Genomic DNA, 13,552 nt, shown 5'->3' on the forward strand with positions numbered 1-13,552 from the left:
TTAGAACCGCACCTGCACCGGGCCGCGCTCACCCTCGGCCGTCTCGAAGAACTCCCGCGCGCGGAACCCAGCGAGGCCGGCGATCAGCATGGTCGGGAAGGTCTGCCCGGCGTTGTTGTGCGTCTGGACGGCCGAGTTGTAGAACTGCCGCGCGTAGGCGATCTTGTTCTCGGTCGTGGCGAGCTCGGCCTGCAGGGCCGCGAAGTTCTGGCTGGCTTTTAGGTCCGGGTACGCCTCGGCGACGGCGAAGAGCCGGCCGAGGCTCTGGGTGAGCGCGTTCTCCGCCTGGGCCCGCGCGGCCGGTTCGGCACCCGCCGCCGCGACCGCCCCGGTACGCGCGGCGGTCACCGCCGCGAGCGTGGCGCTCTCGTGCGCGGCATAGCCCTTGACGGTCTCCACCAGGTTCGGGATCAGGTCCGAGCGTCGCTTGAGCTGCACATCGATCTGCGCCCACGAAGCGGCGACCTGATTGCGCAGTCGCACGAGGCGGTTGTAGGTCATGATCAGCCACGCGAGTACGCCGACGACCAGCAGGCACACCAGCCCGCCGATGATCGCGATGAGTCCGCCCGTCTCCGCCACGGGGACTCCCTTCCACGAAGGTTCCATGGGGCATCGCCGGGAGTGTGTCATCCCCGCGCAACCGCGGCATCGAACGTTCGGTGTGGTCGTCGTCGCGGACCGGGCGGACCTCGGCGCTGACGAGGCCGCCGCCGTCGCCGGTCGCAGGCCCGACCTGGACAGCAAGTACCGCAGGAGGAACACGCCGGGCCGCCGCGGATGGCGGCGGCCCGGCTGGCCATCAGGCGCTGAGCGCAGTCACGGCTACCGCAACCGGTACGCCTTGATGACGGTGTAGTCGACGGTGGCGCCGTCCGCGTACGCCGCGCTGGCGCGCAGCGACACGTACCCCTGCTCCGGCTGGTGAAGCAGAGCCAGGAAGGCGTCCTTGCCGGTGTTCTGCAGGGACACCCGCCGCCAGGTCGCGCCCTCGTCGTACGACACCTCGACGTTGACCGTCTTCAGGTCGGCGGCGGCCGCACCCGGCTGGCGCTCGATGCTGAGCGGGACCGGGAACACGCGTCCGCCGCGCGCGCTGTTCTCGACGTCCAGCTCCGGCCGGAACGCGACCGAAGCGAGCGGCAGGGCGGTCGGCTGTTCGCCGGGCGTCTCGGCGGAGCGGAACGTCCACTTGCCGCTGATCGACGTGCTGTTGTCCATCGAACCGTTCGCGCCGCGGGTCACCGCGTACTCCAGCCGGTAGGTGCTTTCCGCCGCGGGAACGGAGCCGCTCGCGTCGTAGAAGTACGTGGGCATGGCGGCGAGCAGCTTGTCATCCTTGTAGAGCGCCATCCGGCCGGTGTCCAGCCACGAGTACCCGGTGTGCCCGGCCTGGTCCCCGAACACCGGCACGTTGAGGGCCATGTAGTTGCCCTGCCGGGTGAAGAACACCCGGTCCCCGTTGAAGATGGGCGCGGACGGCCCCTTCTGCCAGTCCACCACGTACCGCCGGCCCGGCTCGTACGTCAGGTCACCCGTCCAGAACTGCGCCCCGTACGGCCCCTGCGGTTCCCATCTGTTCCGCCACATCACGCCGTCGGCCGAGTAGTAGGTGGTGCGCTCGCCGGGGATGGTGAACGGGATGGGCGCGGAGATCGCGCTGCCGCCGTCCGCCGGGAAGCCCCAGCTGTGCATGTACCCGGTCCGGTCGACCGGGCCGACGGAGTGGAACCGGTTGACCACGGTGGCCAGCTCACCCTGCCGGACGGTGTGTCGGAAGTTGGTGAACAGGTCGCCGCGCCGGAACCAGACGAGGTCGTACTCGTAGGGCGAGTTGGTGAAGCTACCGTCGGCGTTCGGTTGCGCCCAGACCGTACGCACCTCGCCGGTGAGCGTGCCCGCGTCCGCCGGCACCGGGCCGCCCAGGTTCGCCGCGTAGAGCTTGGCGAAGCGGGTCCCGCTGACCCGGTTGTCCAACACGTACCCGGACGGCAGCGTCCGGAAGAAGCCGAGGTGGGCGCTGCGGCTGGCGGCCCCCTCATGCGGCACGGTGACCGAGGCCGAGGTGCCCTTGCGGGCGTCCAGCACCAGTTCGGCGTCGCCGCCGGAGGTGACGGTGTAGACCGGCTGGGCCAGCAGCGTCGAGCTGGCACCGTCGGGCTCGTCCGTGAGGATCGTCGCCTGTACGGCGTACCGGCCGACCCGAACCGAGGTCGTGACGGTGCCCGAGGCGTGGTAAGGCACCTTGTAGACGGCGAAGTCGACGCCCACGACGCTGAGCGAGTAGTCGCTGGCCGGCGCGCCGTTGCGGTCGATGAGCTTGACGGTGAGCTTGCGCGACTCGTGTTCCTTGGTGATGGCCACCGGCACTCGGGCGGACACCGTACCGTCCGGGGAACTGGCCACCACAGCGCCGCTGAACAGGCCGGTCGCGCTGTTCACCCGGGTGTTGGCGGTCAGCGTGGCCTCGGCGGTGCCGCCGGCCGGGATGGTCAGCTGGCTCGGGTTCACCGTGAACATGCCGGCCGGGGCCGCCGCGCCGTCCGGCCCGGTCGCCGGTGCGGTCAGGTTCAGGGTCACCGCGGCCGGGCCGTCATTGTGGTAGCGCACGGTCCGCTCCTCCGGGACGTCGTCGTCAGCCGGGTACGCCTGGGTGCCCAGTGCGAGACTGGTCGGGCTGGGCAGCACCGCCTGCTTGATGGCGCGGCCCACATCCACCCGGCCGGCGCCCTGCTGGAACGCGTTCAGCGCGGGGTTCGGCTTGGCCGACGCGATCAGCTGCGCCTTCAGTGCGCCGGCGGTCCAACCCGGGTGCTGCTCCGCCAGCAACGCGGCGGCCCCGGCCACGTGTGGGGTGGCCATCGAAGTGCCGTTCAGCTGGGTGTACCCGGGGGCGTACTCCGGATAGTCGCTGTCCTTGGACAGCGCCGCGACGATACCGACGCCGGGCGCAGTGATCTCCGGCTTGATGGCACCGTCGGAGCGCGGTCCCCGGTTGGAGAAGGACGCCAGATTCTCCTGCTTGTCCACCGCACCGACGGCGAGCGCCGCGTCGGCGGTGGCCGGCGAGGAGACGCCTCCATCGCGGCCGTCGTTGCCGGCCGCGACGACGAACAAGGCCCCGGTCTGGGCGGTCAGCGTGTTCACCGCCGCCTTCAACGGGTCGTCGCCCTCATCCGGCCCGCCGAGACTCATGTTGATGACCTTCGCGCGTGGCGCCGCCCACTCCATGCCGGCGAGAATCGCCGACTCGGCGCAGTTCCTGGTCTCGCAGACCTTGCCGATCAGCAGCGAGGCGCCGGGCGCGACACCACGAAACTTGCCGTTGGAGCCCGCCCCGGTGCTCGCGATGGTGGCCGCCACGTGGGTACCGTGTCCGACCGGGTCGCCGGCGTCGGCGGCAGTGGTGAAATTCTGCTTCTCCGCGATCCGGCCGACCAGGTCCGGGTGGGTGTCGTCGACCCCGGTGTCCAGGACAGCGACGGTGACCCCGGTTCCGTCGTACCCGGCCGACCATGCCTGCGGCGCGCCGATCTGCGGCACGCTCTGATCGAGGCTGACCGCGCGTTTGGCGTCCAGCCAGAGCTTGCCGAGCCCCGAGCCCTTGTCGGTGACATCGGCCCAGAAGGTCGCGGCCCGCTGCTTGTTCACGCGCACCGCCGAGCCGCGCACGCTGGGCAGCGTCCGAGTCACCCGGGATGCGCCGTCCGCGCGCAGCCGCGCCCGGCCGGCGGTCCCGGCGGGGTACGCGACGATGGTCGGCACCTCGCTCACCTGCCCGTCGTCGTAGCCCGCCGCGACCAGGCCGGTGATGTCGAACAGCCGGCGGTCCACCCGCCCGGCGGAGACCAGCCGCAGGGCATCGTTCGGCACAACGTACTGGTGGCCGTCCTCAGTGAACTGACTGAAGCCGATGTGCTCCCGCCCGGCACCCGGAGTCATCGCGACCCGCTTCTCGGCCAGGTACACACGGTCGCCGGTCACCAGCGTGACCCAGTGCCCATCATCGGGACGGGCGGAAACGCCCACCGTCCAGTCGGACCTGCCGGACGTGCCGGATGGCACCGGCGCGGCGGCCGCCGGCAGCGCCGAGACGGCACCCGCGGCCAGCACCGCCGACATCAGTGTTGCCAGCTTGTAGAACCGTCTCTCCCGCACCTGCGCCTCCTGCCGAACACTGCTGATCAGGCCCGGGTTACTGTCCCGACCGGCAGGAACTACCGGGAAATCCCAGCCGGCCATACCATCGGGTTATGGACCTGGAGATCCGTCATCTGCGCATGGTGACTGCGATCGCCGAGGCCGGCAGCATCAGCCGGGCCGCCGCCGCGCTCGGGTACACCCAACCGGCGCTCACCGCGCAGCTGCAACGGATCGAACGCGCCCTGGGCGGCCCGCTGTTCGACCGCGGTCGCCGCGGCACCCGGCCCACCACGCTCGGCAGCATCGTCCTGAACCACTCCACCGGTGTCCTGACCCTCTACGACGACCTGCTCCGCGACGTACGCCAGCGCGGGCCCGGCGACACCGACCTCGACGCGCTGCGACTCGGCTCGATACCCGGTCCGCTCACCGCGCTGCTGATGACCGCCGCCCGGGCGCTGTTCCCCCGTGCCGACACCTCCCTGCACGTGGCCGACACCGAGGAGGAACTCCTCGACCTGCTGGCCGGCGGGCGCCTGGAATTCGGGCTGGGCCTGGACTATCCCGGGTACGAGCTCGCGTTGCCGCCCGAGCTCGACGACGCCGTACTCGCGGTGGAGCCCATCTTCGTCCTGCTCTCCGCGGGACACCCGTTGGCCGGGCAGCCAGAGGTGGCGCTCGCCGACCTCGCCACCGAGCAATGGCTCGCCGGCGAGGGCAAGGACGTGCGGATGCGCAGCCTGTTCCGGGCCGCCTGCCGGCGTGCCGGCTTCACCCCGCGTCGGGTGCAGCGGATGAACGCCGCCGTCATCTTCCCGCTCATCGGCCAGGGCCACGGAGTAGCACTCACCCACGCGTTGACCCCGGCCCGCCCAGGCGTCCTGATCCGACCGCTGGCCGGCGATCCGATGTGGGCACGCCAACGACTCATCTGGCCCTCCCACGGGCCGCTCGCACCGCACGCGCACCCGCTACGGGACGCGCTCACCGAGGCGTACTGGGCGGAAGCGCGGAGATCCCCGGTCTACCGGGACTGGCTCGACCGCCGCACTCCGATGCCGGGCGGGCCTGGCGTCCGGGGCACGGCCGCGAGCCCTCATCCGCGATGACGACGGATCATGCTGGCGTGGTGGGTCGGTCGGTCCGCGTATTGTGGTCGCGGCCCTTGCATCTGAGGTCGGGCTCGCTGGCGATGGCCACGGCGCCCGGTTCCGTCGTCGTGGCGCAGCGGCACTCGCGCCTGGTCCGGCTGGACCCGCGCAGCGGGTTGCAGCGCTGGGAACAACGCGTCGAGGATTGCTGGGGCACGACCGTAATCGCGGGCGAGCGCTGCCTTTACCTGAGCCAAGCAGGGGTTCTGCACTGCTTCGACCTGGCCAACGGGCAACGGTTGTGGTCGACGCCCGGCATGAGACTGAGACATCACGTCAGCGTCAGCGGCTCGGATGTGCTGCTGGGAGGGTGGCGCGGTTACCACCCTCTGATGCGGGTAGCCCTTGCCGACGGCAAGTGCCTGCCGTTCGACGGCGCTGCGTTCGCCGGAGCCGGTCCACTTGCCTGGCCGCAGCCGGTTCGGTGGAAGCCCGAACGCGACTCGACGGCCGATGGGCTGCTCATCGCGGGCACCGACCTGCCAAAACTACTGGTGATCGCCACCTCCGGGGCCGTTCTGGCGGAGTGGTTACTGCCGGCGCCGGTGGTCATCACTGATGTCGGCGGCGGCTACGGAGTCAGCAGCGATGGCCGGGTGACCTTCCTCAGTGGTCGGCGCAGGGTCATGACCTTTCATCCGGTGAACGGCGTGCAGGTGCTGTGGCAACACGAGCGTGATCTCCGCCCACAAGCGGCGGTCCTCCACGGCGATACGCTGTGGCTCGTCGAGGACGCGGGCATTGCGGTCATCGACCTGAGCCAAGGTGTTGTCACCGCGATACGGCCCCTACCGCACGGCGCCGTCCGCGCCGCGGCCCTGGTGTCCGGCGGTGTGCTGTTCGCCTTTGCGGACGGATCGCTGGTCACCATCGACCGCGCTGGCAACGTCGGCGCTCACCTCCGGCTGTCGGCGCGGATTGACCGGCTGGTTCCCGGCGCCAACAATTTGATGCACGCGATCGGCGAAGGCCACCTCGTCACGCTCGATATCCCGCCGGCAAGCGGATGGCTCAGTGAGGCGGACGCAACTCGATGATCGAGCGTGAGCCGGCCGGCCGGACCGAGCTGACCTGCAGGCCGGCTGACCTGGCCAGCTCGTCCAACTGGTCGAGGGTGCGTTCCCGGCCGCGGACGTAGCAGAGCATGCGCAGGTCTCCCTCGGTGTCCGAGGTGTCGCCCTGGGCATCGCCGATGTGGTCGACGACGAGCACTCTTCCCGTCGCCGAGGCTGCGTCGGCGCACCGTTGCAGGATGCGGGCGGCCTCCTCGTCATCCCAGTCGTGCAGGACACCCGAGAGCAGGTAGCCGCCCGCACCGGCGGGGAGGGCATCGAAGAAGCTGCCGACCTGAGTGCCGACCCGGGGGCCCAGGCCCGCTGAGGCGATGGCTTGTGCGGCGCGGGCCACCGGGCCGGCCAGGTCGATCACCGTCCCGAGCAGGTCGGGATGGGCACGAAGGATGGCGATCAGCAAGCTGGCGTTGCCGCCACCCACGTCGACGACGTGACCAAGTGTGCTCCACGGGTAGGCAGCAGCTATCGCGGGCGCGTCCGCCACCAGCCGGGCTCCCATCAGCGCGTCAAACGACGCTCCCAGCCGGGCGTCGGCCGACAGGTCGTCCCAGAACGAGCGGCCGAATTGGCGCGGAAACGCGGGCTCGCCGGTACGCACGGTGTGCAAGAGCTGGACAAAGCACAGATCGGCGCGCCCGACGGCACCCTCCAGATCGAGCCAGGGCCGCACGCCTTCTGGATCATCGTCACGGAGCTGCTCACCCAGGGCCGTCAGGTGGTAGGTGCCGGTCCCCGCATGCGACAGCACACCGGCGGTCACCAGATGGCGCAACAGTCGCCCCAGCGCGTCCCGGTCGACGTCCACCGCTGCGGCCAGCGCCTCGATCGTCCGCGTGCCACTGGCGATGTGGTCGGCCAACCGCAGTGTCGCCGCCACTCGGATGGCCATCGGGGTGACCAGGTCAGCGGCCGCCCACAGCCTCCCGCCCCAGCCGGTCGCCTCCTCTGCCATGGCGCCTCCTTGCTCGTCGGTTGCCTGGCTCGCCCGGTCGGACAACATCGCCCCCCGGAACGCTATCTCCGGCGCCCGGGCTGGGTCACCCCGGAACCGCCGGCGCCGGCGGGACCTCGCCTCGTCGCCGCACAGGGCTGGCCGCCGGCCGGGTCAGTGCCAGTCGCTGATCTGCACGTCCCGCGGCGCCGGTGCACCCTCGCCGGTCTCCACCAGCGACTTCAAGCTCATCAGGAACGAGCCCCACTTGGTGCTGCAGTGGTGCATGAACTCCACCGGCTCCTGCCAGCCCTGGTGCTTGAACAGCACAATCGTGTAGTCGCCGTCCTGGCGGAGGTCCCAGTCGATCGTGGTCCCGATCCACTCCTCGGGGCCGTCGACCACCCGCCAGGCCACCCGTTCGGACGGCCGTAGCTCGACGACCTCCATGTCGAAGCCACCGACGGGGAACCGGAACTCGAGGACACCGCCGACGTCGCCGCTGCCCTTCGTGTCGTCGGTCCACCAGCCGGCGAGGCCCTCGACGGTCGTCAGCGCGTCGTACACCTTTTCCGGTGTCGGGGTCTTGACCCCGACCCGGTGCAGAATGTCCACCATCTCGACTCTCCTTGGTCTCGTCAGACTCGATGTCAGTCCTGTCGGGTGCGCTGGATCGCCTCGGCGATCCGCTTGATCCGCTGCAGCCGGGCGTCCCATGCCGAGCCGACGGATGCGAGCTGGGCCACCGCGCGGGCGAGTTGGACGTCGTCCACCCGGTACCGCTTCTCCCGGCCCGCCGGCGTCGCCCGGACCAGGCCGACCCGGTCGAGGATGCCGAGGTGCTTGGCCACCGCCTGGCGGGTGACCGGCAGTTGCTGACTCAGTGTGGTCGCGGTGCCGTCGCCCTCGATGAGCAGCAGGTCAAGCATCCGGCGCCGCGTCGGGTCCCCGATCGCGGACCAGAGGTCGTCGTCGACCTTCTCGGCCACAGCGGCGCTCACGGCCGCACCCGCAGCGTTGCGACGTACGGCGCGAGCCGCGGCAGATAGAAGTCCCAGCCGGTGACGTGCTCCTGGTACTGCTGCTCGAGGACGGCGATCTCCCAGCCCATCTCGCGGAAGCCGGTCTCGGTCATCTTGAGCAGCGTCCCGCCGCCTGACGGGGTCAGCTCGAAGGTGACCAGTAGCGAGTTGCCCTCTGCCGCGACCTCGTCGGCCGGGTGCGTCCAGCGGAACGAGAACGTCCGCGGCGGTCGCGCGTCGATGACGGTGAACGGCACCACTGCCCCGCCGGCGTCGGGGTCGCCGAAGACGATCTCGCCCGTCGACCCGGGCGTCGGCTCGTACCGGGCGTCGTCCGGCCACCATTCCTTGAGGTGGTCGGGACTGCTCACCACCTCGAAGACGATCTCGGGCGAAGCCTCGACGTAGATCTCCCGCTCGATGGTTCCGAACTCCATGACCCCTCCCGCAACGTTTGGTTGCGTGTCAGGCTAGCCGGGAGGCCGGCGTTTCGCAACCATCGGTTGCACCTCCGACGGGAGGTGAAGGCACCGCCGGTGGCAACCGGCGCTACGTCGACCTACTGATCGGCTCTGTTCAGATCTGGGCTCACGAGCCGGTGCCGTCAAGGTCACCGACGAGCGAGTCCGGGGCGCGCATGCGCCACGCGTCGGTGACGAGTTCCTTCAGGCGATCGACGCTCACCTGCGGCAGCCGCAACATGACCAGGGGCATCCCGTCATATGCGGGCGTGGTGAAGAAGACCCCGGGCTCGCCGAGGAGTAACGCCTGCTTCTCCGCCTCGTCGCCGACGTACAGCACCGCGATGTCGGTCCGGATGAGGCGCGACGTACCAGGCCTGCGCTCTGGGTAGGACCAGACGAATCCCTTGCCGGCGACCCGGAAATCGAAGCCTTCACTGTCGATCTCGACCACATGCGGCAGCACCAGCGCCAGCTGACGGACATCGTCGGCGTCAGCCATCGAGGTCCCTCCAGCAGACCGCCCTCCGCATCCGTACAGCTTAACCACCCCGCAGCTCCGCCTCGCCGGCGAGACGGCCCGCTGGTGGCGACAGCGGCACCTGCCACCGTGGTCCTACCAGGCCAGGCGGCCGGGCGGGCCTGGCGACGGTCAGGCCTCGGCGAGGTCGGTGCATTGTGCGATCGTCGCGTCGTCCGCCACCACCGCGTGGCGCACCTCCGCCTGCCGGACGCGATGGATGATTTCGGCGGGTCCGCTCGATGCCAGGATGGCCATGACCCCTGGCCAGTCGGTGAGCCGGAACCGGTCCACGACGCGGCTGGCCCCATTGCTGAGCAGGACGGCACCGGCCAGCTCGGAGATCGGGCAACTTCCGGTGATCGCCTCGCCCGCCGCCCGCGGGTCGTCCTTGGCCACCCAGAAGCCACCCGGCCGGTTCCGGTTGGCGCGCAGGTCTCGGAGGAGCCTGTGGTACTCCTCGCTACCCTCGGCGACAGCCGCGAGCGCGGACTGGTACGACCGGCTGATGACCACCTCTCGGGGATCGGAGACGACGAGCGGCGCACCGCCTGCTCGGTCGAGCACGAGGACCGAGTCACCGAGCACCAAGTGCTCGATGAGGCCCTCGGACCGGCGCAGGATGGCTACGGTCGCCGACGGACTGATGGGGTCGGCGACGTCGCAGGTGTGCCGGTGATCATCCGTCACCTGCTCGATGGCCTCGGCGAGCAGCGCCGAAAGGCTGCGGTCCGGCACGAGTGACAAGAGGCTGAGGAGCCCGCCGCCCAGGCGGCTGGCGTACCAGGCCACGCCGTGCCGGCAGATCGATTCGCTGCCGGAGAAGCCGCCGGCCCCGTCGATCACCACCGCTGCCGTCGGTACGGCGCCGACGAAGTCCTCGTTTGCCCGGTCGGTGCCTGCCGCGGCGCTCGTCATCGTCACCCGCATGCCGTGCCGCAGCCCTCCCGTCGATCGAGGCGTCGACTTTAACAACCGCCGATGCCCTTGAGCCCACGCTGGGCGGATCTCTCTTTGAGGCGTACGGCGCGAAATTTTCTTGGGGGATGTCGAACTGGCGTCGCCAGGATCGACCCCTGGGTGAAGGACAGGCCCGGTTAGGGGCAGGCTGGCGAAGAACAAGGAGCGGATCGATGACGAAGGTTACGACCGGAGCGACCATGTCGTTGGACGGCTACATCGCCGACGCGTCGCACGGTGGGTTCGAGTACCTCTTCCAGTGGTACAACAACGGCGACGTCGAGACGCCGACGGCCATGCCCGGCATGACGATGCGCACCTCGGCGGCGAGCGCCAAGCACCTGCGCGACCTGACCGAGAGGACGGGAGCGCTGGTGGTCGGCCGACGGCTGTTCGACATGACCCACGGCTGGGGCGGCCGGCACCCGATGGACGTACCCGTGGTCGTCGTCACGCACACCGTGCCCGACGGGTGGGAGCGCGAGAGCGACTCGTTCGTGTTCGTCACCGACGGCATCGAGAGCGCGATCGACAGGGCCAAGGCCATCGCCGGCAGCAAGGAGGTCGGAGTCAACGGCGGCACCATCGCGGCGCAGGTCCTCGAGGCCGGCCTGCTCGACGAGGTCCATGTCGACCTCGTCCCGGTCCTGCTCGGCGACGGCATCCCCTTCTTCGCCGGTCTGAAGATCACCCCGGTCCAGTTGGAGGGCCCCACGAGTGTCGTCGAGGGCAACGGCGTCACCCATCTTGCCTACCGCGTGCGCCAGGCAGGCTGATCCTCCGGCTGCGATCAGTGCCGGTGCTCCGGGTGTGACGGCGACCTGGGGCACCGGCATTGACATGATTCGTGTCGGTGGATCGCACCGGCCAGCGGCCGGCAGATCGCGCGGCAGTGGCCGTATGCGACAACGGACCCCGCGGCTGCCCACTACAGCAGGTGCGCCAGACTCGCCGGGTGGACTGGCCCGCACGCCCACTGCCGACATACCACTTCGCCAGCGACGCCGACGGGGTGCGTCACCTGATCATCGATGACAGCGACGCCGACTGCACCGGCTGGCAGGTCGAAGTACGGCAGCGAGAGCAAGTAGACCACCGCCCATTCCGGAGATCGGTCGTGTTCGGCACCGGCTCCCAGGTCAACCTCCGCGGTCACGGACCGGCCCGACGGGCGTGGACGGCCGCCATCGGCTGGGCCGCCAACTCCGCACACATCCTCCTCCCCGACGGCTCCCGACACCCCGTCCAAGGATTCGCCCTCTGAGCGCAGGCCGCTGGGCGGTCACCAGCGTCCCTGATCCGGCTGGCCGTGGTCTCGCCCCGCCCGTCATTCCGCCCACCATGTCGGTGGCGGGCCGTAGGCTGGCGCCCGTGGTGGCTTCGATTGATCGCCTCCAAGTGCTTGGGTTTCGGGTGCGCGCCCAGCAGTTGGACCGCGCAGCCGGCGGATTGGCCGACACCGCCGTGCTCGACATCGGTGTGCAGGACACCGGGACGGACGGCGGATTGTGGGCCCTGCGCAACCGCGGCCTTGACGGCTCGGCGCTCCGCGAGCGCGACCTGGCCACGCTCTGGACTGTGCGCGGCGCCCCACACCTGTACCGTCGCGAGGACGTGCCGCAGGTCGCCGCCGCCGTCGAACCGTTCTCCGATGCGGATGCCGGCAAGCGCATCTACGACGCGTCCAAGCCGTTGAAGGCGGCTGGCATCGGCAACCTCGCCGCGCTGGACGCCATCGCGGCCGTCATGCGGTCAGTGGTGACCACGCCGCTGGTCAAGGGCGAGGCTTCCGCCGCGGTGGCCGGCCAGATGGACTCCCCCTACCTGCGGTTCTGCCGGCCGTGCAACGCCACGCACCTCTACGAGATGCCGTTCCGGCTAGCGGCGCTGCGCGCCGGCCTGGAACTGCAGGCGGGCACCTCTCCGCCGGTGCTGCAACCCATCCCCGGCCACCGGCCGGCGCATCACGTTTCACCGGGGTTTGACCTGATCCGCGCCTACCTGCGGCTGCTCGGCCCGGCCACCCCCAAGCACGTCGCCGACTACCTTGACGCACCGGTCAAGGACGTCAAGGCCCACTGGCCGTCCGACAGCGTCGAGGTGTCCGTCGCCGGCGAGGCCCGGTGGGTGCTCTCCAGCGACGCCGACCGCTTCGATGCGTCGCGGCCGCGGCTCGTCCGGCTGCTCGGGCCGTTCGACCTGTTCCTGCAGGCAAAGGACCGTCCGCTGCTGGTCGAAGCCCCGGCCCAGGCCAAGGCCCTCTGGCCGGTGCTCGGCCGGCCCGGTGCGGTGGTTGCGGACGGCGAGGTCGCCGGCACCTGGCGCCCGCGCCAGTCCGGGAAGAAGCTGACCGTGCAGGTGCAACTGTGGTCGAGCGTGCCGATCCGCACTCGGGCAGCCATCGCGGAGCAGGCCGACCGGTTGGCGGCGCACCGGCAGGTCCAACTGGCCAAGGTCGACTTCATGGAGTGATCATCGAACCGGGCAGTGCTGGGGTCACCCGGACTGGATGCGGTAGCAGTGCCAGCCGTACGCGTCGCCGGTCGAGTTCTGCGCGTACGCGTCGGCTCCGTACCGGTCGCGGCAGGCGGTGTCCATGTTGACGATCCGCGGTGACGCCAGAAATCGCCGGCATTCCCACCGGCCGTCCGACCGTGCGCTGGCTGAGCCGGACCCTGAGACGTGCCGGTCGCAATAGCGTTGCACCATGTTCGCCAGTTCGCCGTCGTTGGCCGGGCCGAGCAGCTCCGGCCGGGCGGTGGCTCCAGGGGTCGGCGACCGGCTGGGCGGCGACGATGCGGTGAGAGTGGGGGTAGGTGTCGGGGAGAGGGTCGGTGTGGGCGTCGGAGACGCTGATGCCGACGCCTCGGGTTCGTCCGTTTGAGGCGCTGCGGTCGGAGTCGGTCGCTGTTCGGTCAACTCGATCGGGAAGGTCTCCTGCGGCAGGCCGATCGTCGGGCCCGGGGCGATGGCCTGCTGGCTCGGGTCGGTGCCGGACGAGCCGGGCAGGAAGGCGAAGAGCAGGCCGCCGCCGAGGACGCCGATCAACACCAGCCAGAAGTAGGTGGGCAAACGCCTGCGGTGCCGGCCGGACGGGGCTGAACTCTGAGCCCGGTGGCGGCCGCGTTCCGGCGCACGCCTGGCCGCACCTGCGACGGTTTGTTCCATTAGCCACACTCTATTTGATTTCTGGAACTGTGAGGCGCCGGCATCGGCCTACCTGCCGGTAGGTGGCCCGCCGTCGGCGGCGCTGCGCATCTCCAGTCCGACCCTGCCCGCCAGCATCCGGGA

Annotated in this window: 14 protein-coding genes; 5 read left to right on the forward strand and 9 right to left on the reverse strand. The window is 70.4% G+C overall.

Going from position 1 to position 13,552, the window contains the following annotated elements:
- Both ACFYML_RS20930 and ACFYML_RS20935 read right to left on the reverse strand, forming a co-directional pair.
- Nucleotides 1–582 carry a LemA family protein gene (locus ACFYML_RS20930; RefSeq protein ID WP_387422229.1) on the reverse strand — a complete coding sequence of 194 codons (582 nt, stop codon included), beginning with the start codon at nucleotides 580–582 and terminating at the stop codon, nucleotides 1–3.
- A 243-nt stretch (nucleotides 583–825) separates the two neighbouring features.
- On the reverse strand, nucleotides 826–4,158 hold the full coding sequence (locus tag ACFYML_RS20935) for a S8 family serine peptidase (RefSeq protein ID WP_387422230.1): 3,333 nt from the start codon (nucleotides 4,156–4,158) through the stop codon (nucleotides 826–828).
- Nucleotides 4,159–4,253: 95 nt separating this feature from the next.
- Here ACFYML_RS20935 and ACFYML_RS20940 point away from each other — a divergent pair, with 95 nt between their 5' ends.
- Nucleotides 4,254–5,252: a LysR family transcriptional regulator gene (locus tag ACFYML_RS20940; protein WP_387422231.1), complete on the forward strand. Its 999-nt coding sequence runs from the start codon at nucleotides 4,254–4,256 to the stop codon at nucleotides 5,250–5,252.
- Entirely contained in the window at nucleotides 5,249–6,331 is a 1,083-nt protein-coding gene (locus ACFYML_RS20945) for a PQQ-binding-like beta-propeller repeat protein (protein WP_387422232.1), read from the forward strand. Before ACFYML_RS20940 ends, ACFYML_RS20945 begins: the two co-directional genes overlap by 4 nt.
- On the opposite strand, the gene ACFYML_RS20950 is transcribed toward ACFYML_RS20945, so the two are convergent.
- The 6 genes from ACFYML_RS20950 to ACFYML_RS20975 all read right to left on the reverse strand — a co-directional run bounded on the left by ACFYML_RS20950 (nucleotide 6,306) and on the right by ACFYML_RS20975 (nucleotide 10,147).
- Nucleotides 6,306–7,319, reverse strand: a complete 1,014-nt coding sequence (locus ACFYML_RS20950) for a methyltransferase (protein ID WP_387422233.1) — start codon at nucleotides 7,317–7,319, stop codon at nucleotides 6,306–6,308. The genes ACFYML_RS20945 and ACFYML_RS20950 overlap by 26 nt on opposite strands.
- A gap of 153 nt (nucleotides 7,320–7,472) precedes the next feature.
- The gene (locus ACFYML_RS20955; RefSeq protein ID WP_387422234.1) at nucleotides 7,473–7,916 is read right to left on the reverse strand and encodes an SRPBCC domain-containing protein; all 444 of its coding nucleotides are present in this window, start codon (nucleotides 7,914–7,916) and stop codon (nucleotides 7,473–7,475) included.
- 32 nt (nucleotides 7,917–7,948) lie between these two features.
- Nucleotides 7,949–8,299 (reverse strand): ArsR/SmtB family transcription factor, encoded by a 351-nt coding sequence (locus ACFYML_RS20960; protein ID WP_387275926.1) that lies wholly within the window; start codon nucleotides 8,297–8,299, stop codon nucleotides 7,949–7,951.
- Entirely contained in the window at nucleotides 8,296–8,757 is a 462-nt protein-coding gene (locus tag ACFYML_RS20965; protein ID WP_387422235.1) for an SRPBCC family protein, read from the reverse strand. Before ACFYML_RS20965 ends, ACFYML_RS20960 begins: the two co-directional genes overlap by 4 nt.
- 151 nt (nucleotides 8,758–8,908) lie before the next feature.
- On the reverse strand, nucleotides 8,909–9,283 hold the full coding sequence (locus ACFYML_RS20970; protein ID WP_387422236.1) for an MmcQ/YjbR family DNA-binding protein: 375 nt from the start codon (nucleotides 9,281–9,283) through the stop codon (nucleotides 8,909–8,911).
- 150 nt (nucleotides 9,284–9,433) lie between these two features.
- Nucleotides 9,434–10,147, reverse strand: a complete 714-nt coding sequence (locus ACFYML_RS20975; protein WP_387422237.1) for a hypothetical protein — start codon at nucleotides 10,145–10,147, stop codon at nucleotides 9,434–9,436.
- A 287-nt stretch (nucleotides 10,148–10,434) separates the two neighbouring features.
- Between ACFYML_RS20975 and ACFYML_RS20980 the strand changes: the two genes are divergently transcribed.
- The 3 genes from ACFYML_RS20980 to ACFYML_RS20990 all read left to right on the forward strand — a co-directional run bounded on the left by ACFYML_RS20980 (nucleotide 10,435) and on the right by ACFYML_RS20990 (nucleotide 12,733).
- The gene (locus tag ACFYML_RS20980; RefSeq protein WP_387422238.1) at nucleotides 10,435–11,037 is read left to right on the forward strand and encodes a dihydrofolate reductase family protein; all 603 of its coding nucleotides are present in this window, start codon (nucleotides 10,435–10,437) and stop codon (nucleotides 11,035–11,037) included.
- Nucleotides 11,038–11,216: 179 nt separating this feature from the next.
- A complete protein-coding gene (locus ACFYML_RS20985) occupies nucleotides 11,217–11,525 on the forward strand; it encodes a hypothetical protein (RefSeq protein ID WP_387422239.1) in 309 nt (102 codons plus the stop codon).
- A 134-nt stretch (nucleotides 11,526–11,659) separates the two neighbouring features.
- Nucleotides 11,660–12,733, forward strand: a complete 1,074-nt coding sequence (locus ACFYML_RS20990; RefSeq protein ID WP_387422240.1) for a winged helix DNA-binding domain-containing protein — start codon at nucleotides 11,660–11,662, stop codon at nucleotides 12,731–12,733.
- Nucleotides 12,734–12,757: 24 nt separating this feature from the next.
- Here the strand turns inward: ACFYML_RS20990 and ACFYML_RS20995 are convergent, their stop codons facing one another.
- The gene (locus tag ACFYML_RS20995; RefSeq protein ID WP_387422241.1) at nucleotides 12,758–13,333 is read right to left on the reverse strand and encodes a hypothetical protein; all 576 of its coding nucleotides are present in this window, start codon (nucleotides 13,331–13,333) and stop codon (nucleotides 12,758–12,760) included.
- Nucleotides 13,334–13,552: the final 219 nt, after the last annotated feature.

It is taken from the genome of Micromonospora sp. NPDC007230 (assembly GCF_042869115.1).
Classification (GTDB): domain Bacteria; phylum Actinomycetota; class Actinomycetes; order Mycobacteriales; family Micromonosporaceae; genus Micromonospora.